Annotated in this window: 14 protein-coding genes; 7 read left to right on the top strand and 7 right to left on the bottom strand. The window is 69.7% G+C overall.

Going from position 1 to position 18,137, the window contains the following annotated elements:
* Positions 1–46: 46 nt before the first annotated feature.
* From J2X41_RS23625 to egtB, 4 genes are all read left to right on the top strand, one after another.
* A complete protein-coding gene (locus J2X41_RS23625; RefSeq protein WP_310086724.1) occupies positions 47–751 on the top strand; it encodes a glutathione S-transferase N-terminal domain-containing protein in 705 nt (234 codons plus the stop codon).
* Between the two features lie 141 nt (positions 752–892).
* Entirely contained in the window at positions 893–5,242 is a 4,350-nt protein-coding gene (locus tag J2X41_RS23620) for a PAS domain S-box protein (RefSeq protein ID WP_310086721.1), read from the top strand.
* Position 5,243: 1 nt separating this feature from the next.
* Complete coding sequence (locus J2X41_RS23615) at positions 5,244–5,702, top strand: response regulator (protein WP_310086718.1); 459 nt, start codon at positions 5,244–5,246, stop codon at positions 5,700–5,702.
* A gap of 147 nt (positions 5,703–5,849) precedes the next feature.
* Positions 5,850–8,021, top strand: coding sequence for an ergothioneine biosynthesis protein EgtB (gene egtB / locus J2X41_RS23610; protein WP_310086715.1), 2,172 nt, complete (start codon positions 5,850–5,852; stop codon positions 8,019–8,021).
* Between the two features lie 65 nt (positions 8,022–8,086).
* Here the strand turns inward: egtB and J2X41_RS23605 are convergent, their stop codons facing one another.
* Entirely contained in the window at positions 8,087–8,296 is a 210-nt protein-coding gene (locus J2X41_RS23605) for a KGG domain-containing protein (protein WP_018062559.1), read from the bottom strand.
* Between the two features lie 9 nt (positions 8,297–8,305).
* Positions 8,306–8,473, bottom strand: coding sequence for a hypothetical protein (locus tag J2X41_RS23600; protein WP_018062558.1), 168 nt, complete (start codon positions 8,471–8,473; stop codon positions 8,306–8,308).
* Positions 8,474–8,647: 174 nt separating this feature from the next.
* Here J2X41_RS23600 and J2X41_RS23595 point away from each other — a divergent pair, with 174 nt between their 5' ends.
* Complete coding sequence (locus J2X41_RS23595; RefSeq protein WP_310086707.1) at positions 8,648–9,262, top strand: DUF1345 domain-containing protein; 615 nt, start codon at positions 8,648–8,650, stop codon at positions 9,260–9,262.
* Here J2X41_RS23595 and J2X41_RS23590 read toward each other — a convergent pair.
* From J2X41_RS23590 to J2X41_RS23580, 3 genes are all read right to left on the bottom strand, one after another.
* Complete coding sequence (locus J2X41_RS23590) at positions 9,259–10,026, bottom strand: hypothetical protein (protein WP_310086704.1); 768 nt, start codon at positions 10,024–10,026, stop codon at positions 9,259–9,261. The genes J2X41_RS23595 and J2X41_RS23590 overlap by 4 nt on opposite strands.
* Positions 10,027–10,133: 107 nt before the next feature.
* Positions 10,134–11,609, bottom strand: a complete 1,476-nt coding sequence (locus tag J2X41_RS23585) for an ATP-binding protein (RefSeq protein ID WP_310086700.1) — start codon at positions 11,607–11,609, stop codon at positions 10,134–10,136.
* Positions 11,606–12,403: a response regulator gene (locus J2X41_RS23580; protein ID WP_310086697.1), complete on the bottom strand. Its 798-nt coding sequence runs from the start codon at positions 12,401–12,403 to the stop codon at positions 11,606–11,608. Before J2X41_RS23580 ends, J2X41_RS23585 begins: the two co-directional genes overlap by 4 nt.
* Before the next feature lie 106 nt (positions 12,404–12,509).
* Here J2X41_RS23580 and J2X41_RS23575 point away from each other — a divergent pair, with 106 nt between their 5' ends.
* Positions 12,510–12,932: a dockerin type I domain-containing protein gene (locus J2X41_RS23575; protein ID WP_310086693.1), complete on the top strand. Its 423-nt coding sequence runs from the start codon at positions 12,510–12,512 to the stop codon at positions 12,930–12,932.
* Positions 12,933–12,936: 4 nt separating this feature from the next.
* On the opposite strand, the gene J2X41_RS23570 is transcribed toward J2X41_RS23575, so the two are convergent.
* Positions 12,937–13,650 (bottom strand): MBL fold metallo-hydrolase, encoded by a 714-nt coding sequence (locus J2X41_RS23570; protein ID WP_310086691.1) that lies wholly within the window; start codon positions 13,648–13,650, stop codon positions 12,937–12,939.
* A gap of 102 nt (positions 13,651–13,752) precedes the next feature.
* Positions 13,753–15,336, bottom strand: coding sequence for an amino acid permease (locus tag J2X41_RS23565; protein WP_310086688.1), 1,584 nt, complete (start codon positions 15,334–15,336; stop codon positions 13,753–13,755).
* 273 nt (positions 15,337–15,609) lie between these two features.
* Here J2X41_RS23565 and hrpB point away from each other — a divergent pair, with 273 nt between their 5' ends.
* Positions 15,610–18,078: an ATP-dependent helicase HrpB gene (hrpB, locus tag J2X41_RS23560; protein ID WP_310086683.1), complete on the top strand. Its 2,469-nt coding sequence runs from the start codon at positions 15,610–15,612 to the stop codon at positions 18,076–18,078.
* The last annotated feature ends 59 nt before the right edge of the window (positions 18,079–18,137 follow it).

The following is an 18,137-nucleotide window of genomic DNA, read 5'->3' as shown; positions in this document are numbered from 1 at the left end:
CTCGGCCGCGCCGGCAGGAGCGGCCTTTTTGCTTTCGGAGCCGACCATGACCGATCTTTCAGCCTTCCCGATCACCCGGCGCTGGCCGGCCCAGCATCCCGACCGGCTGCAGCTTTACAGCCTGCCCACGCCCAACGGGGTGAAGGTGTCGATCATGCTGGAGGAGATCGGCCTGCCCTACGAGCCGCATATGATCGACATCGGCCAGAACGAGACCTGGACGCCCGAGTTCCTGTCGCTGAATCCCAACGGCAAGATCCCGGCGATCATCGATCCGGACGGTCCGGACGGAAAGCCGATCGGCCTGTTCGAGTCCGGCGCGATCCTGGTCTACCTGGCGGAGAAGACCGGCAAGTTCCTGCCCAAGGATCCGGCCCAACGCTATGAGACCCTGGCCTGGGTATTCTTCCAGATGGCCGCGATCGGGCCGATGTTCGGCCAGGTCGGCTTCTTCCACAAGTTCGCGGGCCGGGAGTACGAGGACAAGCGCCCCCGTGATCGCTATGTCGCCGAATCCAAGCGCCTGCTGGGCGTGCTGGAAAACCGGCTGGCGGATCGCGACTGGATCATGGGCGAGGCCTACACCATCGCCGACATCGCCACTCTGGGCTGGGTGCGCAACCTGGTCGGCTTCTACGACGCGGGCGATCTGGTCGACTACGCCAGCCTCAAGCACGTGCCGGCCTGGCTGGAGCGAGGCCTGGCCCGTCCGGCCGTCCAGCGTGGACTGGAGATTCCCAGGCGTCCCTGAGGGCCGTCCACCGCCAGGGCCGGTTTCGACCTGCTCAAGCCCGGCCCTGGCGGTGGGGGCGCGTCTCGCGCGCGATTTGTCGCAGCCCGCCTTAACCCGTTTTGCGGACCTTATCGGCCATCCTCCAGACGGGAGGTCCTGATGAACCACGACGAAGCGAGGCGGATCCGAGCGCTGCAAGGCTACGGCGTCCTCGGCACCTCGCCTGACGCCGCGTTCGATCGCGTGACCCAGCTGGCCTGTGATCTGTTCGATACGCCGATCGCCCTGGTTTCGCTGGTCGACGAGACGCGGCAGTGGTTCAAGTCGCGACAGGGTCTGGAGCTCTGTTCGACAGCGCGGGAATACGCGTTCTGCAGCCATGCGATCGAGCTGGAGTCCGACGCCGTGATGGTCGTCGAGGATGCGACCCTCGACCCTCGGTTCGTCGCCAACCCGCTTGTGATCGGCGAGCCGGGGATCCGCTTCTATGCCGGCGCCGTGCTGACCTCGTCGGACGGCTACAACCTGGGCACGCTCTGCGTCATCGACACCAAGCCGCGTCCATGCCCGACCGATCGCGAGCTGAACCGTCTGCGCGCCCTGACGCGCATCGTCCGCGACGAACTGGAGCGGACCCGCCTGGACCGGGTGCGCTGGGAACAGGCCCGCCTGCTGAAATTGGCCGAGGCCATGTCGGGGGTCGCGCACTGGCGCTACGATGTCGTCACCGGCGAGGTCTACTGGTCGGACCTACTGTACGAGATCCGGGGCACGGATCGTGGAACCCACGTCCCGACCTATCGAACCGGCCTGGAGTCCTTTCATCCCGACGATCGCGACAGGATCTCGGGCCTGTTGAACACGGCGATCACGACCAAGACGTCGATCAGCTTCCAGGCGCGGATGATCCGCCCTGACGGCGAGGTTCGGCTGGTCCAGTCCAAGGCGGGGTGCGAGCTGGACGAGCAAGGCCAGGTCATCGCGCTGATCGGCCTGTTCCAGGACGTGACCGATCAGGTCCGCAATCTCGAGAACCAGACCGCCAGCGAGGCCCGCTATCGGCTGCTGGCCGAGAACACCTCCGACGTCATCGTCCGCTGTTCGCTGGAGGGCACGCTGCTCTACGTGTCGCCCGCCTGCCGGGCGATGGGCTATGAGCCCGAGGAGCTGATCGGCACGCCGGCCGACCGCCTGGTCCACCCGGAAGACCGCGAACGTTTCCTGGTCAACTGCGCCAAGCTCTATGCCGGCGAGCCGCCCGACCTCTCCGCCAATCGACAGCACCGCTATCTCACTGGCGACGGACGCTGGGTCTGGTTCGAGGGCAATCCCCAGCTTGTCCGGAACGCAGAGGGCAAGGCGACCGAGATCGTCAACGTCTTCCGGGACGTCACCGAGCGGCGGGAGCTGCAGGAACGCGCCGAGCGCATGGCGCGCATGACCGCCCTGGCCGAGCAGGTCGCCGGCATCGGCTATTGGCGCGTCGACCTGAAGACCAGCGAGACGACCTGGTCGCCGCACGTCGCCAGGCTGTATGGCCTGGATCCCAGTGTCGACCTGAAGCTGGAGCAGTTCGTTCAGGCCGTTCACCCCGAGGACCGACCGATGCTGCAGGCGCGGCTCGCGGCGGCCCGCGAGGACGGGGTCGGCTGGAAGCTGGCGATCACCCGCATCGTCCTGCCCGACGGCGGACTGCGCTATCTGGAAGGCCACGGCAATTGCGAGCGCGACGAAGCCGGTCAGGTGGTCGCGCTCTTCGGCACAGTGATGGACGTCACCGCCCGGGTCACGGCCGAGGCTTCGCGCGCCGAGGACGCGGCGCGCTATCGGGCGATGTCCGAGCGCGTGCTGCTGGCCACCCAGGCTGGCCAGATCGGGATCTGGGAATGGAATGTTCAGACCGGCGCGCTGGCCTGGGACGACCGGATGTACGCCCTCTACGGCCTGGTCCACGGCGAGCCCCTGACCGCCGACCGGTTCTATGCCTGCGTGCACCCCGACGATCGCGCGGAGGAACAGGCTCAGGCGCGGACCACATTGTTCGGGGGCAAGCCGTACGACACCGAATTCAGGATCGTGCGACCTGATGGGGCGGTGCGGCATGTTCGCGCCCAGGCTACGGTCGTGCGCGACGCCGACGGCGCGCCGATGCGGCTGGTGGGCGTCAACTGGGACGTCACCGACGTGCGCAATCTCGAACGCTCCCTGCGCGCCAGCGAGGATCGGGCGCGCAACATGATCGCCAACGCCCACCAGGCCATCGTCACGGCCGACGAGGCCGGCCGGATCACCGGCTGGAACCGCCATGCCGAACTGACCTTCGGCTGGACGACGGCGGAGGCGATCGGCGCCGACCTGGCGATGATCCTGCCCGCGGGCCAGGCCGGCATGACGGCGTTCCTGGGCGGCGGCCTCGGCGACGACATTGACCAGGGTATCGAGACGACCGCGCGGCGCAAGGATGGCGTCGAGATACCGATCGAACTGGCGGTCAGCGCGGTGCGCGACGCGGCCGGCTGGGAGCTGACCGCGCTGATGCAGGACATCAGCGTGCGCAAGGAGCAGCAGGAGCTGTTCGAAACCGCTTTCGAGCATGCGCCGATCGGCAAGTGCCTGGTCGGCCTCGACGGGGCGTTCCTGAAGGTCAATCCCACGCTCTGCAGGATGGTCGGCTATAGCCACGAGGAACTGCTGGCCCTGAACTTCCAGGCGATCACCCATCCCGACGATCTGGACGCCGATCTTGGCCTACTGGCCGATCTCTACAATGGTCGCATCTCGACCTACCGGATGGACAAGCGATACATCCGCAAGGACGGCTCGATCGTCTGGAGCCAACTGGCGGTCTCGCGGGTCGACAATCCCGACGGCTCGCCGCGCTATTTCATCTCGCAGATCGAGGACCTGACCGCCCGGCGGGCGGCCGAGACCGCGCTGAAGGACAGCGAGGCCCGCTATCGGCTGATGGCCGAAAACACCACCGACATGATCCTGACCGCCGACCTGGGCGGAAAGGTCACGTTCTGCGCCGCGTCGTCCCGCGCCTTGCTGGGCTATACGCCGGACGAGATCATGGGCCGCAGCGCGCTGGAGCTGGCCTATCCCGAGGATCGCCTGAGGGTCAGGCGGGTCTATCGCAACCTGACCAAGGGCAAGCGGCCCGAGCGGGTGCGCTGGCGGGTGCCGCACAGGTCGGGCAAGCGCGATGTCTGGCTGGAATCCAACCCCTCCCTGCTGCGCGACCCGGCGACCGAGGCCCCCACGGGTTTCCTGGACGTGATCCGCGATGTGACCGCCCAGGTCGGCCAGGAGGAGGCCCTCGCCGCCGCTCGCGCCGAGGCCGAGGCGGCCGCGGCGGTGAAGGGCGAGTTCATGGCCAATATGAGCCACGAGATCCGCACGCCCCTTACGGCGGTGATCGGCTTCTCCGGACTGCTGGCCCAGCGCCCGGAACTCGACGAGATCTCGCACCGGTACGTCCAGCGGGTGTCGAGCGCCGGCCAGGCGTTGCTGGCGATCGTCAATGACGTGCTCGACTTTTCCAAGCTCGAGGCGGGCCAGGTCGAGATCACACCGCGCGCCGTCTCGCCCCTGGCCGTCGCCGAGGACGCGCTGGCCCTGTTCGCTCCTCAGGCCGACGCCAAGGGGCTGTGGCTAGAATGCCAGGCCGAAGGCGACCTGCCCGAGCGGGTCATGATCGATCCGGACCGCGTCCGGCAGATCCTGCTCAACCTGGTGGGCAACGCCATCAAATTCACCGAGCAGGGCGCGGTGCGGTTGTTCGTCAGCTACGATCCCGCGGCCGCCAGGTTGCGCATGCGGGTGGAGGATACCGGCGCGGGCATCAGCGTCGAGCAACAGGCCAAGCTTTTCCAGCGCTTCTCCCAGGTCGACGCCTCGTCGACGCGCAAGCACGGCGGCACGGGCCTGGGCCTGGCGATCAGCAAGGGCCTGACTGAGGCGATGGGCGGCGGGATCGCGGTCAGCAGCCTCCCGGGCGTGGGGACGGTGTTCAGTTTCGATATCGCGGCTCCGATCGCTGTCGGTCCGACGGGCGAGTTGTCCGCGCTCGCGGCTGAACCCGGCGGCCGTAGCCTGGACGGGCTTCGAGTGCTGGTGGTCGACGACAACGCCGTCAACCGCGAACTGGCGCGCACAGTGCTGGAGCACGTGGGCGCGGAGGTGGCCGAGGCCAGCGGCGGTCGGGCGGCGGTCGAAGCCGCCGCCGTCGAGCCTTTCGACTGCATCCTGATGGACCTGCGTATGCCTAAGGTTTCGGGACTGGACGCGCTGGGCGAGATCCGGGACACGCCGGGCCCCAACCAGGATGTGCCGATCCTGGCCTTCACGGCGGATTCGGACCTCGGGCTTCTGGACGGCGATCACCGGTTCGATGGAATGGTGTCCAAACCGATCATGGCCGCGGACCTCATCGACGCCGTGGACCGCTGCACGCGCTGGGACGGCGCCGTCGGCGACGGTGACCCCCTCGACCGCGCGGAGGCTTAAGGTGGGGCGTACGCGCGTCCTGGTCGTCGAGGACGACCAGATCATCCTGGACCTGATCACCACCCGCCTCGACATCGCGGGCTATGACACCTATTTCGCCCGCGACGGCTTCGAAGGCCTCAAGCGCCTGCACGAGTTGCGACCGTCGGCCCTGGTGCTGGACCTCAACATGCCACGCCTCGACGGCTTCGGCCTGCTGCGCAAGATGCGCCAGGAGGGACTGAACGTCCCGACCATGGTGCTGACCGCCCGCAACCAGCCCGACGACGTCCAGCAGGCCATAACCCTGGGCGCCCGCGACTTCCTGGCCAAGCCGTTCAAGGACGAACAGCTGTTGCAGAGGGTCGGGAGGCTGCTGCGCCGGGCGCCCGTCCGACCGACCAAGGCCTCGCTCCCGGTGGAAAGCCCGCCTGCCGTCCGACCGCCAATCGACGATGACCCTCAGCCCTTCCTGCTCTGAACGAAAATGAGCCTCGACGTTCTTCGCGCCGCGTTCACTTTTTATTCTAGGCGCCGCTTGAACCGGTCGGGGGGAACACTCAAGTTGCTTATTCGTTGAGCTCATCGGGGCGGCAGGCTCCCCGACGCAGGGCCGCCAGGAGAGCGCATGAGTCCCGACGACACCCCCGCACGGGAGGCCTCAGAGGCCCGCGCCATCGCCCTCGTCGATCGCTATCTGGCGGTCCGGCGTCGCACCGAGGCGCTGGCCAAGCCGCTTTCGCCCGAGGACCAGGGCGCGCAGTCGATGCCGGACGCCAGTCCGGTCAAGTGGCATCGCGCCCACACCGCCTGGTTCTTCGAAACCTTCCTGCTGACGCCGTTCCTGCCGGGCTACCGGGTGTTCGATCCCGCCTTCGCCTATCTGTTCAATTCCTACTATGAGGCCGTCGGGCCTCGCCAGCCGCGCCCCCTGCGCGGGCTGATCACCCGTCCGTCGGCCGACGAGGTCGGGGCCTATCGGACCCATGTCGACGCGGCCATGGTCCGTCTGCTGACCACCTCGCCGACCGCCGAGGTGATCGAGCGCCTGGACCTCGGCCTGGCCCACGAGGAGCAACACCAGGAACTGATCCTGATGGACCTGCTCCACCTGTTCGCCCAATCGCCGCTGCAGCCGGCCTATCGCGCCGCCGCGCCGTTGGAGCGCCCGGCCGCCACCGACGCCCGCTACCTCGCCTTCGCGGGCGGTCTGGTCGAGATCGGCGACGACGGCCCGGGCTTCGCCTTCGACAACGAGCGGCCGCGCCACAAGGTCTATCTCGAGCCCTATCGCCTGGCCGATCGCCTGGTCACCAACGCCGAGTGGCTGGCCTTCATCGAGGACGGCGGCTACCGCCGACCGGACCTCTGGCTTTCCGACGGCTGGGCCGTGGTCAACGAACAGGGTTGGGACGCGCCGCTCTACTGGCGACGGGAAGAGAACAGCGCCTGGACCGTCATGACCCTGTCGGGCCGGCGTCCCCTCGATCCCCACGCGCCAGTGGGCCATGTCAGCTATTACGAGGCCGCCGCCTTCGCCGCCTGGTCCGGACGCCGCCTGCCGACCGAGGCCGAATGGGAAGCCGCCGCCAGGGCTCCGGAAGGGCAGGAACTGCGTCAGACGTCCGACGAGGCCTGGCAATGGACCGCCAGCCCCTATGTCGCCTATCCGGGTTTCAAGCCGGGGGCCGGCGCCCTGGGCGAGTACAACGGCAAGTTCATGATCAACCAGATGGTCCTGCGGGGCGGGGCGGTCGAGACGCCGCCCGGCCATACGCGACCGTCCTATCGCAACTTCTTCCATCCGGCCCAGCGCTGGGCTTTCACGGGGGTCCGCTTGGCCGACGACATGAGCGCGCTGGATCGCGAGGCGGCGACGCCGACCTCGACCTTCCTCGACGACGCCCTGGCGGGCCTGACGGCCGAGCGCAAGACGCTGCCGGCCAAGTACTTCTACGACGCCGAGGGCTCGCGCCTGTTCGAGGCGATCTGCGAACTGCCGGAATACTATCCCACCCGCACCGAGACGGCGCTGCTGCGCCGGATCGCGCCGGAGATCGCCGCCCGGGTGATGGAGGGCGCGGCCCTGGTGGAGTTCGGCAGCGGGGCCAGCACCAAGACCCGGATCCTGCTCGACGCCATGCCGCAGCTGGCGGTCTATGTCCCGATCGACATCAGCCGGTCTGCCCTCGACGAGGCCAGCCAGGCGCTGCGCCGCGACTATCCCGGCCTGATCGTCGCCCCGCTGGTCGATGATTTCACGCGCGCGGTCCGGCTGCCGGCCGCGGCGCGGGGACGGCCGGTGACCGGCTTCTTTCCGGGCTCGACGATCGGCAATTTCGCGCCGGCCGACGCCGAGGCGTTCCTGCGCGGCGCCCATGGTCTGCTGGGCGACGGCGCGATGTTCGTGGTCGGGGTCGACATCGCCAAGAGCCCGGACGTGCTGGTGCCGGCCTATGACGACGCCCAGGGCGTGACGGCGGCGTTCAACAAGAACGTCCTGGCGCGGATCAATAGCGAACTGGGCGGCGACTTCGAGCTGGACGCCTTCGACCATCGCGCGGTCTGGAACGCGGAGGAAAGCCGCATGGAGATGCACCTGGTCAGCCGCATCGACCAGACGGCGCATCTGGCGGGCCGGGAAATCCGCTTCGAGGCCGGCGAGACGATCCACACCGAGAATTCGTACAAGTACGCGCCGGAGATGTTCGTGGAGCTGGCCCGCCGGGCGGGCTGGAAGGTCGCGGCGCGCTGGATCAGCGATAGCCCAAGCTTCGGCGTCTTCGCCCTGGCCGGCTGAGGCGGGCGGTTCTCATCGCGGAGAAGAAAGCGCGCCGCCGCCGGTAGGCCGCGGCGCGCTTGGTATCAGGCGTCGCGGCCGGGCATCCGCCCACCGCCGCGCGACGAGGAGCCGCCCTTGCGGCCCGCATTGGCCGCGAGGTCGCGGTCCTTCGCGAAGCTGCGCTTTTCGCTGGGAACACTGGCCCCCCCTTTGCGCGCGATCTCGCGGCGGCGTTCGGGGTCCATGGCGGCGAAGCCTCGGCGGCCGCGGGGCCGTTCGGTGTCGAGGTCCATAGGTTGCTCCTAATCGGGACTGGTCACGGGGGGGAACGGCGTGGCGGAGCGGTCATAGGGCCGATCGTCGCCCGGTTGCACCGGCGGCTGGCGCATCGGCTCTTCGTCGGGCGTGGAGCCCGGGTCGTAGTCGGGTTGCGTCGGCTCGATCGGCGGCGGGGCGTCGGGGTCGGTCATGGCGTCTTTCACGTGTTCCAGTGAAGTAACCGGTGAAGTCGCGATCGGTTCACCCAACAGGCGACACAAAATTGCAGAGTTTGGTGCTAAGCCTCTGCGGGCAAGGTGGACGGCATGACCAAGACCCGCGTGAGAAAACCTGAAAGCTCAGCAATATCACGCCATTGGCGGCTGATGGCCGCTGGCGCGGGCGGGGTTTTGGGGTGGCTGGCGGCCCGTCATCTAAATGCGCCGGTCAGCAGCCATATCCTGATCGGCTGGGACGCCGGCGCCTTGGTCTATGTCGTCACCACCTGGCGTCTGTTCCTGACGGCGGACGAGGCCGAGGTGCGTCGCCGGGCGGCGGCGGAGGACGAGAAACCGCCCGGAATCCTGCTGCTGGTCCTGGCCGCGATCCTGTCCAGCCTGGTCGCGGTCGTCGTCGCCATGTTGAACGCGCGGTCGGCTGGGCCGGACATCAAGACGATCACGGCCGCCTGCGCGGGGGTCACCCTGGTGCTGTCCTGGGTGGTTCTGCATTCGGTGTTCACGTTGCACTACGCCCATCGCCACTTCGGCGACGGAACGGACAAGCCCGGCTTTCTGTTCCCGGGCGAGCCGGCCAGCACCTATCTCGACTTCGTCTATCTGGCCTTCAGCATCGGGGCGACGTTCCAGGTGTCGGACAACAACGTGCTGACGGCCAAGCTGCGCAACCTCGTCACAGCCCAGGCCGTCTGCGCCTATTTCTACAACACCGCGGTGCTGGCCCTGGGCATCAACATCATCGCCAGTCTGGTGGGCAACTAGCGGCGGTCGCCGCGCGGGCCTTCCAGCCGAGCCTGGAGCGGGGTCTGGGGCAGCTCGGCCAGGTGCAACTTGCCGTCGCCGTCCTTGTCGAGCAGGGCGAAGCGGGCCTTGGCCGCCTTGGCCGCCTCGGCCCGGGTGATGCGACGGTCGAAGTCGCCGTCGGACGCCATGACCGGTTCGGGCTCGGCCAGCAGGCTGTAGGGCGTGGCGCCTTGCAGCATGCCGCCCATCAGGCGGCCGCCGCGCTTGCCGCCGCCACCGCCACGAGGGCCGCCGCCACGGTGGCCGCCGCCCTGGCCGCGCGGGCCGCCTTGGCCGAGGGCGCCCGGCCCTTCGCCGCCGCCCTGGAAGCCCTGCAGGATCTCGGGCGCGACCTGGGTCTCATAGACCGAGACCTCGAAGCCGTCGACAACGCCGTTGTGGTCGCCGTCGATCTTGTCGAAGAACCGCAAGGAGTCGGCGACGAACTCCTCGCGTGTCAGAACTCCGTCGTGGTCGGCGTCGGCGCCGGCGAACCAGACGGCGACGGGGTAGGGCGCGCCGGGCTCGGCGCGGAACGGCTCGCCCGCCGGGCTGATGAACAGGCTGCGGCGCGGCTGGCGCGGCGGGCCGCCCGCCTCGCCCTCGCCGGGCGGGCGAGGACGCGGCGCTCGCCCCCAGTCGCCGCGCGGACCGTCCTGCGGCGGACCGGAGGCGCAGGCGCCCAGGCACAGGGCGGCGAACATCAGGATGCAGGTGGCGCGGAGGCGGCTGAACGTGTGCATCCCCTGATCAACCCCGCCTACATGTCGCGCGTATGGCGCAGCTTTTGCCGGCCCGCAACAAACCGACGGCCTGCTTGTCGGTGGCGTATCCGCTCGCGCGGCTCGCCTTAGAACGGCAGCTCGACCCGGGCGCGCAAGCCGCCCTCGGGGCGATTGTGCAGGGTGGCGTCGCCGCCGTGGGCGCGGGCCACCGAGCGGACGACCGCCAGGCCCAGCCCGATCCCGCCTGTCTCGCGGTTGCGCGACGGCTCGCTGCGGAAGAACGGCTCGAACACGCGGTCCAGTTCGGCCGGGACGATTCCCGGGCCGTTGTCGTCGATCTCGATCACCGCCAGCCGGCCTTCGGCCCGCACCCGGCCTTGGACGGCGCCGCCGTACTTGAGGCCGTTCTCGACCAGGTTGGTCAGCAGGCGGCGAAGCGCGACCGGATCGCCGTCAATGATGATCTTCTCGCCCAGCTCCACCGATGCCTGGCCGCCGGTCTCGGCGGCCTCGTCTATGATGCTCTCCAGCAGCGAGGCCAGTTCCAGCCGGGTGCGTTCGGCCGGGCGGGTGGTGTCGCGCACGAAGGCCATGGTGGCGGCGATCATCGCCTCCATCTGATCGATGTCGGACGCCAGCTTGGCGCGGACGTCGTCCGGCACCGCCTCGATGCGGAAGCGCAGGCGGGTCAGCGGCGTGCGCAGGTCATGGGCCACCGCGCCGATCATCGCGGTGCGGTCCTCGACATAGCGGCGCAGGCGCTCCTGCATCATGTTGAAGGCGTTGGCGGCGGCGATCACCTCGGCCGAGCCCTTCAGGTCCAGCGGCGCCGCCCGCGGATCGCGGCCCAGTCGCTCGGCGGCGCCGGCGAAGGCGCTGATCGGACCCGACAGCCGGCGGGCGAACAGCCAGGCCAGGGGCGAGACGCACAGCACCGACAGGCCCAGAATCAGCAGGATCCGCTGCTGCCAGCTGTCGAAACGAATGGCCGGCTTCGGCTCGATGACCGTCCAGCGACCATTGTCCTGATGAATGGCCAGCTTGAAGTCGCCGACGATGAACGGCTCGTCGCGTGGGCCATCGAGGCGTGGCCCACGAGGCGGCGGGCCGCCAAAGCCCTCGGGCGGACCGCCTGGGTGTGCAGGATCGTGGTCGCCGCGCGGGCCGCCTGGGCCGCCAAACCCGTCCTGCGGTCGGCGCTCGCGCGGCAGATCCTGGACGAAAGTGCGTTTCTGCGCCCGGACGAAGAAGCGCGGGCCAGTGTCGACGTCCATCTCGATCCGCGCCGGATCGACCCCGATGTCGTGGGCCAGGGCTGTCTTGAACTCGGCGCGGCGACGGTTGTCGACCAGCCCCCGGATCGCGCCGGCATGGCGCCGGATCAGCAGGGCGCGTCCGTCGCGGGGCTGGACCGTGGCGCCGCTCTTCACGGCGCGGGCGATCTCGCTCAGTCGATAGATCTCGGGCGGCGGCGGCGGCAGGTTGAAGACCACGGCGATGGCGATCAACTGAGCCGCCACCAGGGTCACGATGACCAGGCCCAGGGCCTGGACGAACAGCGGCGCGCTGCCGGGCCCCTTCACCGGCACGCGTTCGGTCATGGGGTGCGGGTCACCTTCGAGGTGAACATGTAGCCTTCGCTGCGGATGGTGCGGATCAGTTCGCCGCCGCCGCCGTCGTCGAGCTTGCGGCGCAGGCGGCTGATCTGGACGTCGATGGCGCGATCATAGGCGTCGCTCTCACGGCCCCGGGCCAGGTCCAGCAGTTGGTCGCGGGTCAGCACCCGTTGCGGACGCTCGACGAAGGCGCGCAGCAGCGAGAACTCGCCGCTGGACAGGTTGACGACCACCGACTGCGGCGAGCGCAATTCGCGGCGCACCAGGTCCAGGCGCCAGCCGGCGAATTCGCAGGCCGCGCCCATGCCGTCGTCGACCGCGCGCGGCTCCTGACGGCGACGCAGCACGGCGCGGATGCGGGCCAGCAGCTCGCGCGGATTGCACGGCTTGGGCAGGTAGTCGTCGGCGCCGAGCTCCAGGCCGACGATGCGGTCGGTTTCCTCGCCCATGGCCGACAGCATGATGATCGCCGGACCGTCGGTGGCCGACAGGCGGCGGCAGATGGCCAGGCCGTCCTCGCCCGGCAGCATGATGTCCAGCACCACCAGGTCGACCGGGCCGCGGGCCAAGGCCTGCTCCATGGTCCGGGAGTCGGAGGCGGTGTCGATGGTGTAGCCGTGGCGTCCGAGGAAGTCGGCCACGACGTCGCGGATGCCAGGGTCGTCGTCGACGATCAGGATGCGGGCGCCGCGCGCCGGGTCGGTGTTCTGGCCATGGGTGTTCTGGCCGGGCGTGGAGGCGGCGGCGGAAGCCGTCGCGGGATCTTGCGAACTTTCCATGACTTGCTCTTTCCACGCCCCCGTCTCCAGCAGATTTCACGCCTGCAACAGGGACGCAACCCGGCCATGCGACCAATCCCCGCAATTGTTGCTTGGAGACAGTCCCATGTCGCGCCTCTTGCCGGCGGCTCTCACCGCCCTTTCCCTCGCCGCCGTCTGCGGCCTCGCCCATGCCCAGGGACCTCGCGGAAACCAGGACGCCAACGGCGACGGCGCGGTCAGCGCCCAGGAATTCGAAGACGCCGCGAAGGCTCGCTTTTCGCGCATGGACGCCAATCATGACGGCGTGATCGACGCCGCCGAACTGGCCGCGATCCAGCAGCGCATGGAGGCGCGCCGCGCCGAACGTCCCGACGCAGGCAAGGGGGACGGCGGCGGCTGGGCGGCGATGGACGCCGACCATGACGGCAAGATCACCGAGGCCGAGGCCCTGGCCGCCGCCAAGACGCGCTTCGCCGCCTTGGATGCCGACAAGGACGGCGTGCTGAGCCCTGCCGAGCAGCCCGCCCGGCGCGGGCCGCCGAACTAGGCGACTAGCCCGGCGAGCGGTTGACCGGCGCCTCGTAGGCCTTGCCCTGGGCGTTCATCGCCTCGATCGCCCGGTCGCCGACGAACGGGTTGGACCGGCGCTCGGCTCCGAAGGTCGACATCGGGCCGTGGCCCGGCACGAACTGCACGTCGTCGCCCAGCGGCCACAGTTTGCCGGTGATGGCGTCCAGCAGGTCCTGGTGGTTGCCGCGCGGGAAGTCGGTGCGGCCGATCGAGCCCTTGAACAGCACGTCCCCGACCTGGGCGAAGCGCGCCTGGCGGTGGAAGAAGATCACGTGGCCGGGCGTGTGGCCGGGACAATGCAGAACTTCGAACTGCGTCTCCCCCAGGGTGACCACGTCGCCGTCGTCCAGCCAGCGGTCGGTGACGAAGATCCGCGCCTCGGGGATCCCGTACATCTCGCCGCTTTCCTGGATGCGGTCGATCCAGAACTGGTCGTCCTTGTGCGGCCCCTCGATCGGGACGCCGGTCAGGCGCTTGAGCTCGGCCGCGCCGCCGGCGTGGTCCATGTGGCCGTGGGTGATCCAGATCTTCTCCAGCGTCAGGCCCTGATCCTCGATGGCCTTCATCAGGCGCGGGACCTCGCCGCCGGGATCGATCACCGCGGCCTTCAGGGTCTTGGCGCACCAGACGATCGTGCAGTTCTGCTGCAGCGGCGTGACCGGCGCGATGACGGCGCGGATCGGCATCTCGGCCATGCTCAAGTCCCTTTCAGGCGGGTCCCAACGAAAACGGGCGGGGACCCGGAGATCCCCGCCCGCCCGAACTAAGCGTTACGAACGCCCGTTCAAGTCCTAATCTCAGTCCAGGCCGGGCACGCCGGTGGGCGGGGCGTCGGGATCCAGTTCGTGGACCTCGTCGGTGAGGCCGCGGCCGACGTGGCTCTTGCGGAAGCCGTAGGCGAAATAGACCACCAGGCCCAGGGCGCCCCAGATCGGCAGCACCAGCATCGATTCCAGCGGCAGGTTGAAGTAGAGGCCCGCGCAACCGACCATGGCCACCGGGGCCACGATCCAGACGGCCGGCGTCTTGAACGGACGCGGACGGGTCGGATCCTTCACCCGCAGCACCATCACCGCGATCGCCACCATGAAGAAGGCGAACAGGGTGCCGGAGTTGGAGATGTCGGCCAGTTGGCCCACTGGGAAGAAGGCCGCGGCGATCGCAACGCAGACCCCCGTGAAGATCGTCACGATGTACGGCGTCTTCCACTTCGGGTGGATGTTGGCCAGGCTTTGCGGCAGCAGGCCGTCGCGGGCCATGACGAAGAAGATCCGGGTCTGGCCGTAGATCATCATCAGGATGACCGAGGGCAGGGCCAGGTTGGCCGCCAGGCCCAGCAGGTTGCCGACGACGGGCCAGTTGATCTCGCGCAGCACGTGGGCGAGGGCCTCGTTGGAGCAGACCAGGCGGTCAGCGTTGGCGGCGGTGGCGCAGGCGGCCTGGAAGGCGGCCGAGCCGGGCTGGACGACGGAGCCGTCAAGGGCCAGCACGGGTTGGGCGCCGATCGCGCCGACCGCGCCGGCGGCGACCAGCAGGTAGAAGATGGTGCAGATCCCCAGGCTGCCGATCAGGCCGATCGGCACGTTGCGCTGCGGGTTCTTGGTTTCTTCGGCGGCGGTGGAAACCGCGTCGAAGCCGACATAGGCGAAGAAGATCGAGGCGGCCGCGCCGACCACGCCCATGCCCGTCGTCCCGTGCGGGCCGAACCAGCCGTTGGGGGTGAAGGGCGAGAAGTTACCGGTCTTGATCACCGGCAGGGTCAGGATGACGAAGGCGGTCAGGGCCGTGACCTTGATCACCACCAGGATGGCGTTGACGCGGGCGCTTTCGGTGGTGCCGCGAACCAGCAGGGCGGTCACGGTCAGGGCCACCAGGATGGCCGGGATGTTGACGACGCCGGCGCTGAAGTCGGCGACCGGCATGAAGCCGTTCATCGACCAGGCGGGGCCGGATCGCAAGGCGTCGGGCCAATGGAAGTGGAGGGCGTTCTCGATCAATCCCAGGAAGTAGCCCGACCATCCGACCGAGACGGCGCTGGCGGCGACGGCGTATTCCAGGATCAGGGCCCAGCCGACCATCCAGGCCAGCAGTTCGCCCATCACGGCGTAGGTGTAGGTGTAGGCCGAGCCCGAGACGGGCAGCATCGACGCCAGTTCCGAGTAGCAGAGCGCGGCGATGGCGCAGACGGCGCCGGCGATCACGAAGCTCCACATCATGCCCGGGCCGGCCTTCTGGGCGGCGGCGGCGGTCAGCACGAAGATCCCCGTGCCGATGATCGCGCCCACGCCCAGCAGGGTCAGCTGAATGGGGCCGAGAGAGCGATGCAGCGACTTCTTCTTGGCCGTTGCTAGAATCGCATCCAGTGACTTAACGCGCCACATATTTCCTCCAGAGACCCGCGGCTCCCCCCGGGGGCCGCGTAGACAAATTTTGCGGACCGTGGCCCGGTTAGCGGGACGCGGTCAAGGTAAAGCGGAGGGCGTGCGTAATTGTTCGCCCCGCTGTGCGCAATATGAGCCATGCCCTACCGGGACGATGTTGCGTTGCAGCGCGCTTCTTGGCCTTGATTGCCTTCGCGTTGGGCGTTTGGAGAAAGACCAGGGAGCGGCGGCCGGCGTTTGGTGATTTCGGCCCGCGCCCTTAAACCACGCCGCGTGACCCTTCCCATCCACGAAGCCTTGCCGGCCTTGAAATCCGCGCTCGCCGGGCGCGAGGCCGCCGTGCTGGTCGCGCCGCCCGGGGCGGGCAAGACCACGATCGTGCCGCTGGCCCTGCTGGACGAGGTTTGGGTCGACGGCGGCAAGATTGTCATGCTCGAGCCGCGCCGCCTGGCCGCGCGGGCCGCCGCGTCGCGGATGGCCCAGAGCCTGGGCGAGGGCGTCGGCGAGACGGTGGGCTTCCGAGTGAGGCTGCAGTCCAAGGTCTCGGCCAGGACCCGGGTCGAAGTGGTGACCGAGGGCGTCTTCACCCGGATGATTCTCGACGATCCGGGCCTGGACGGCGTGGCGGCGGTGATCTTCGACGAGTTCCATGAGCGCAGCCTCGACGCCGACCTGGGCCTGGCCCTGGCCCGCGACGCGCAAGGCCTGGTGCGGGAGGACCTGAAGATCCTGGTGATGTCGGCCACCTTGGATGGGGCGCGGATCTCGGCCCTGCTGGGCGAGGCGCCGATCGTCGAGAGCCAGGGGCGGATGTTCCCGGTCGACACCCGCTATCTGGGCCGCGACGAGCGCCCCCAAGCAACAGGAATGCGACTTGAGGAGCGGGCGGCCCGCGCCGTCGAGCGCGCCTTGGCGGAGGAGGGCGGCAGCCTGCTGGTCTTCCTGCCCGGCCAGGGCGAAATCCGCCGGACCGAGACCCTGCTGCGCGAGCGGTTGCGGCGGCCGGAGGTCGATGTCGCGCCGCTGTACGGCGCGCTGGACCCGGCCGAACAGGACCGCGCCGTCGCCCCCGCCGCGCCGGGCCGACGCAAGGTGGTGCTGGCCACCTCGATCGCCGAGACCAGCCTGACCATCGAGGGCGTGCGGGTGGTGATCGACTGCGGCCTGGCCCGCGTGCCGCGCTTCGACCCGTCCAGCGGCCTGACCCGGCTGGAGACCGTGCGCGTCAGCCGCGCCGCCGCCGACCAGCGCCGTGGCCGGGCCGGGCGCACCGAGCCGGGCGTCTGCTACCGCCTGTGGGACGAACCGGAGACCCGGGCCCTGCCGGCCTTCGCCCGTCCGGAAATCCTCGAGGCCGACCTGTCGAACCTGGCCCTGAACCTGGCTCGCTGGGGGGCGCGGGACGTGGGCGACCTGGCCTTCCTCGACAAGCCGCCGACCGCTGCGTTCAACGAGGCGCGGGTTCTGCTCAACCGCCTGCAAGCCCTGGACGGCCAGGGCGGCCTGACCGCCCACGGCCGCGCCCTGGCCGACATGCCGCTGGCCCCGCGCCTGGCCCATATGGTGGTGCGCGCCGCCGCCTCCGGCCAGGCCGAACGGGGGGCGAAGATCGCCGCCGTGCTCAGCGAGCAGGGCCTGGGCGGTCGTGACGTCGACCTGCGCCACCGGCTGGAAAGCTTCGACCGCGACCGCTCGCCGAGGGCTCGCGACGCCCGGACCCTGTCCGAGCGCTGGGCTCGCCAAGCGCAGGGGGCCGCCGGCAGGGCCTCGGGCGCCGCGCCGCTGGACGACGCCCTGATGCTGGCCGAGGCCTATCCGGAGCGGGTGGCCCGGGCCCGGGGCAAGCCGGGCGAATACCAGCTGGCCGGCGGGCGCGGGGTCTATCTGGAGCCGACCGACGCCCTGGCCCGCGAGACCTGGCTGGCGGTGGGCGAACTAGGCGGCGGCGAGGCCCGCGACCGGATCCTGCTGGCCGCGCCGCTGGACGAGGCCGGCTTGCGCTCAGCCTTCGCCGACCGGCTGGTCGCCGAGGACCGGCTGGAGCCCGACGCCAGGGGCAAGGTCCGCGCCCGCCGCCTGCTGCGCCTGGGCAAGCTGGTCGTGGAGGAGCGGCTGCTCGACAAGGTCGATCCAGGCCTGGTGGCCCAGGCGCTGCTGGACCAGGTGGCGCGCGAGGGCCTGTCGGCCGTGCCGCTGGGGGAGGGCGCCCAGGCTCTGCGCCGCCGGGTGGCCTTCCTGCGGAACCGCGACACCGAGACCTGGCCAGACCTGTCGGACGCGGCCCTGCTGGAACGTCTGCCGGAATGGCTGGAGCCGCTGCTGGCCGGCCGCTCGGCCCTGAGCCAGCTGGGCGACGGGGCGCTGACCGACGCGATCCGCACACTCGTGCCCTGGGACCAGCACCGCCGCCTCGACGCCGAGGCCCCGGCCCGGTTCACGGCCCCGACCGGCTCCAGCTTCGCCATCGACTACGCCGCCGACGGCGGGCCGCGCATCGACGTGCGGGTGCAGGAGCTGTTCGGCCTGACGACGCACCCGACGGTGGGCGGCGCGCCGCTGGTGCTGGCCCTGCTGTCGCCGGGGCACAAGCCGATCCAGATCACCCGGGACCTGCCAGGGTTCTGGAAGGGGTCCTGGCGCGAGGTGCGCACGGAGATGAAGGGGCGCTATCCGCGGCACGTCTGGCCGGAGGACCCGGCTGGCGCGGCGCCGACGACGAGGGCCAAGCCTCGGGGAACCTAGCCCTTGCCCCCTACGGATCGCTTCGCGATCGTCTTCCCCCAGAGGGGGAAGAGCCTAAA

This window comes from Caulobacter sp. BE254, from assembly GCF_031457295.1.
Lineage (GTDB): Bacteria > Pseudomonadota > Alphaproteobacteria > Caulobacterales > Caulobacteraceae > Caulobacter.
Note: the sequence above shows the minus strand (reverse complement) of the source record. Positions and strands in the feature narration are given on the sequence as shown.

Bases quoted from the DNA above. Each gene is read 5' to 3' on its own strand.
- J2X41_RS23625 (WP_310086724.1), top strand. From the start codon at position 47: ATGACCGATCTTTCAGCCTTCCCGATCACCCGGCGCTGGCCGGCCCAG.
- J2X41_RS23620 (WP_310086721.1), top strand. From the start codon at position 893: ATGAACCACGACGAAGCGAGGCGGATCCGAGCGCTGCAAGGCTACGGC.
- egtB (WP_310086715.1), top strand. From the start codon at position 5,850: ATGAGTCCCGACGACACCCCCGCACGGGAGGCCTCAGAGGCCCGCGCC.
- J2X41_RS23605 (WP_018062559.1), bottom strand. From the start codon at position 8,296: ATGGACCTCGACACCGAACGGCCCCGCGGCCGCCGAGGCTTCGCCGCC.
- J2X41_RS23600 (WP_018062558.1), bottom strand. From the start codon at position 8,473: ATGACCGACCCCGACGCCCCGCCGCCGATCGAGCCGACGCAACCCGAC.
- J2X41_RS23595 (WP_310086707.1), top strand. From the start codon at position 8,648: ATGGCCGCTGGCGCGGGCGGGGTTTTGGGGTGGCTGGCGGCCCGTCAT.
- J2X41_RS23590 (WP_310086704.1), bottom strand. From the start codon at position 10,026: ATGCACACGTTCAGCCGCCTCCGCGCCACCTGCATCCTGATGTTCGCC.
- J2X41_RS23585 (WP_310086700.1), bottom strand. From the start codon at position 11,609: ATGACCGAACGCGTGCCGGTGAAGGGGCCCGGCAGCGCGCCGCTGTTC.
- J2X41_RS23580 (WP_310086697.1), bottom strand. From the start codon at position 12,403: ATGGAAAGTTCGCAAGATCCCGCGACGGCTTCCGCCGCCGCCTCCACG.
- J2X41_RS23575 (WP_310086693.1), top strand. From the start codon at position 12,510: ATGTCGCGCCTCTTGCCGGCGGCTCTCACCGCCCTTTCCCTCGCCGCC.
- J2X41_RS23570 (WP_310086691.1), bottom strand. From the start codon at position 13,650: ATGGCCGAGATGCCGATCCGCGCCGTCATCGCGCCGGTCACGCCGCTG.
- J2X41_RS23565 (WP_310086688.1), bottom strand. From the start codon at position 15,336: ATGTGGCGCGTTAAGTCACTGGATGCGATTCTAGCAACGGCCAAGAAG.